The following is a 3860-nucleotide window of genomic DNA, read 5'->3' on the forward strand; positions in this document are numbered from 1 at the left end:
CATAGATTTGGCACCATTGCCAACCCTTTCTCTTCTTAGCCATGTTTATCAGTGAAATCCGTGCCAATCAAATTAAAAAAAATTTTCAAACTTTCAATTCAGCGTAAACCCTTTCTCCTTGAAGAGCCGTAAACAGGCATCCACAACTTCTGGATCATACAACACCCCTTTGTTTTTCGATATTTCCTCCAAGGCTTTTTCAATCCCAAACCCCGGCCGATAAGGCCGATGGGTAGCGATGGCCTCGACCACATCGGCTACGGCCAGGATTCGGGACTCCAATAGGATTGCTTCCACTTTAAGCCCTTGGGGATAGCCGGAACCATTCATCCTTTCATGATGTTCCAGGACCATCCGGGCAATGGGCCAGGGAAATTCGATCTCCTTTAAGATGTCATAACCGGTCTGGGGATGAATTTTAATCAAACTGTACTCCAGGTACGAAAGCCGGGTGGGCTTGCTCAGGATTTCCGCCGGCACCGACAACTATCCCAGGTCGAGAAACACCCCGGCCATGCGGATGCCGACCACCCTGACTTCGGAGAGCCCCATCTCCTGGGCAATGGCCCGGCCCAGATCAGCTACCCGCCTTTGGTGGCCGGCAGTATAAGGATCTCTCATCTCCACCGTATGCGAGATGACCAGAATAATCCCTCCCATGGTTTTTCTGAGTTTCGCCATGGTCTTTCTGGCCTCTTTTTCGGCCAGTTTCTGCTCGGTGACATCACGGGCAATACCCCTCACAAACGGTTCATCCACTCCTTCGCTACGGAGGGTATTATGGTATTCCCAGATTCGGGCTTCCCCTTTGGCCGTCCGGACCATCATCAAACCTCTCGCAACCCCCTTAGAACGAATATCGGATAGATAATCTTCAAATGCTCCCCTTCGTTCCGGATCCAAAAGGTCCCGGATATTCATTTTCAAAATTTCGTCTTTATTAAAACCGAGGATTCTGATCGGCTCTTCATTTACCCAGAGGATCTGCCCGTTTAAATCATGGATGGATATCAAATCCCGGCTGGTCTCCACCAAATCCCGGTAGCGGTCTTCGCTCTCCCTTAAGGCCGCCTCGCCTTGCTTTCGTATGATGATGCTGGCCAGGGTATTGGCCAGGGCGGTTAAAAAGGCTTCTTCTTTAGGTTGTCTATGATGCCCTTCCCGAACATAGAAATTGATTACCCCCAGAACCTGGTTGGAAAAAAGGATGGGAACACAATAATGACCATGAGGGAGCATGGTTTCATAACCGATATCGTGACGCTCATCAATATGATCGGCAAATTCGATTTCTTTTTTTAAGGCCGCCTTCCCACAAATGCATTTGCCAAAAGGGACCCGTGAACAGGTCTCTATCAGGATCTTGTTAAGCCCCCGATGGGCCTTCATGACTAAAAGCCCGGGGTCTTCTTCCACCAAAAAAATGGCACCCTTTGATTCTAATACCAGCCAGGGAACGGAAAGGATTAAATCGATAGCCGCATCCAATATTATTTCAAGGGGAATATCCTTAAGGGAGAGTCGAAGAAGAGAGTTTATCACCTCTTGTAATGCGGTATTTCGCTTAGCTTCTTCTTCGGCCTGCCGGAGTTCCGTGATATCCCGGCTTACGGATAAAAGACATTTTTGGTCTTCCAGTTCGATTACTTCCATGGAAAGAAGTATGTTCCGGATTTCCCCGGATCGCATTTTAGCCTTGATTTCAAAATTAGACAAAGATCCGGTTTGGTTGATATGTTCCAATGCCCTTAACCGATCTTCAGGATCAGCCCAAAGGTCCAATTCGATGGCTGTATGGCCAATGACCTCCTCCCGATTGTAACCGGTGCGGTTCAAAAAGGCATCATTGGCATCTACGTATCTTCCTTCAGCCAGGGTGCTTATGGTGATCAAATCCGGGCTGGCCCGAAAGGCCTTGGATAATTTTTCTTCGGAAAGGCATAAACTTTCTTCGGCCTTTTTGCGGCCGGTAATATCGGAAAAAAAAACCAAAACGGCCGGTCTTTTTTCCCAGTTAATCAAGATGGAATTGACTTCTACCCATTTTGTATTTCCCTGGCCGTCGATGATCCGGAACGAGTAGATGCTGGGCGGCTCTTCCCCCTTCAACCTCCTGACATACCGACTAAAGACCAAAGGCCGATCTTCCGGATGAACGAATTCAAGAAAGGCCTTAGTGGCCAGGACTTCCCGGGGATAACTCAATATTTCCATAGTCTTTGCATTGAAGAATTTAGGGAATTCGTCCTGAAATACCACAATGGCCTCATTGGCGTTTTCCACCATCGATCGGTATTTCTCTTCGGATTGGCGCAGAGCCTCCTCATTAATCAGGCGATCAGCTATATTGGTTCCCATTTTGTTACAAGACCTCTCCCCCGCCCCGTCTCAGGCCTGACAAAGTGAAAAACACCCTCCTGGCCTTTCGGATCAAGCATAGGTTTTCGGGGATATTTTGCTTTGAAAGCTATCATAATATAATGATTCCGGAAAGAGTCAATGTATTTTTCTGGACGAATTTATCTAAAAAAACTTGACTGCCTTTCTGATATCGAATACCATTCGATGCCAGGTGTGGGGAAACCGAGAATTATAAAGATGCTTCACACCGGGCCATAGCCGATGGGCCACAGGAAAAACGATTCCAAGGTTTTTTCTTCGCCCATAGCCTATTGCCTAAAGCCATTTAGAGGTTTTTCGTACTTGAAACTTGCATCTTGAAACTTTCTTTTCTTATTACCAGGAGGAAAATCATGCTGGACGATTTGGCCGGGAAAACAGCCCTGATAACCGGAGCGGGCAAACGATCGGGGATCGGTTTCGCAATAGCCGAAAAACTGGCTTCCCTGGGGACCCGGGTCGTTCTGGCCGACCTGGGAACGATAAATCAGGAATTAAGTGAGGTCAGGACCGGCAGCCAGGAGGAAATGGAGACATTGGCCCGGGAGCTTCAAGAGAAATTCGATCTTCCAACTCTGGCCGTATCTGTGGATGTAACCCAGAATGCCTCTATCCAGGCCATGGTGGAGGCGGTCAAAGACCGATTCCCGCGGGTCGATATCCTTTGCAACAACGCCGGGGCCTCTTTCGGCGTCCCCAATACCGTCCAATATTATGAGGAAGGGGCCTGGATGAAAACCATCGATATCAATCTTCATGGGGCCTTCCGGATTTCCCGGGCCGTCCTGCCTTTGATGGCGGGAAAACCGGGCAGCATCATCAACACCGCTTCCCGGGCCGGCAAGGTACCTCCCCTCTTCAACGGGGCTTATGCCGTGGCCAAGGCCGGGTTAATTATGTTGACCAAAGTCATGGCCAGGGAACTGGCCGGAGCCGGGATTCGGGTCAATGCCGTCTGTCCGGGACAGATCGGGACTGATTTGGAAAAATGGCGTTTTGAACTGGAGGCCCGTTTTTTCGGTTCCACGGTGGAAGAGCGTGAACAGGAGATGTGCAAGACCATCCCCCTGGGCCGCATTGGTTCCACCGAAGAAGTGGCCAATCTGGTGGCCTTTCTGGCTTCGGAGGCCTCTTCCTACATGACCGGCCAGGCGATTAATGTCACCGGCGGGCAGTTGATGGAAGTATAAATAAAAGGTGCAAGGTTAACAACCGAAAAAAAAATTGGGCCGGCTTTCAGTTCGGAGCGAAGAGTTCGGAGTTCGGAGTAATAATCCCTTATTCCGAATGCCCAGGGGGCACCACGAAGCATGAAAATTTTTTAGGCTATGGGCTATGGGCGATAGGCAAGGTACCGGGCTCAAGGTTTTTTTCACTTGAAACTTGCATCTTGCAACTTTCTTTTCAACTGACCCCCGATCCCCGAACCCTCATCCCTGATCTCAGAACTTTATTTTCGA

Annotated in this window: 3 protein-coding genes; 1 reads left to right on the top strand and 2 read right to left on the bottom strand. The window is 49.1% G+C overall.

The annotated features are described in order from the left end of the window. Nucleotides 1-93 precede the first annotated feature (93 nt). A complete protein-coding gene (locus HY879_21790) occupies nucleotides 94-480 on the bottom strand; it encodes an HD domain-containing protein (protein MBI5605976.1) in 387 nt (128 codons plus the stop codon). Between the two features lie 6 nt (nucleotides 481-486). Beyond that, nucleotides 487-2358 (bottom strand): PAS domain S-box protein, encoded by a 1872-nt coding sequence (locus HY879_21795; protein ID MBI5605977.1) that lies wholly within the window; start codon nucleotides 2356-2358, stop codon nucleotides 487-489. 395 nt (nucleotides 2359-2753) lie between these two features. Between HY879_21795 and HY879_21800 the strand changes: the two genes are divergently transcribed. Continuing rightward, nucleotides 2754-3590 (top strand): SDR family oxidoreductase, encoded by an 837-nt coding sequence (locus HY879_21800; protein ID MBI5605978.1) that lies wholly within the window; start codon nucleotides 2754-2756, stop codon nucleotides 3588-3590. Nucleotides 3591-3860: the final 270 nt, after the last annotated feature.

This window comes from Deltaproteobacteria bacterium (assembly GCA_016219225.1).
Lineage (GTDB): Bacteria > Desulfobacterota > RBG-13-43-22 > RBG-13-43-22 > RBG-13-43-22 > RBG-13-43-22.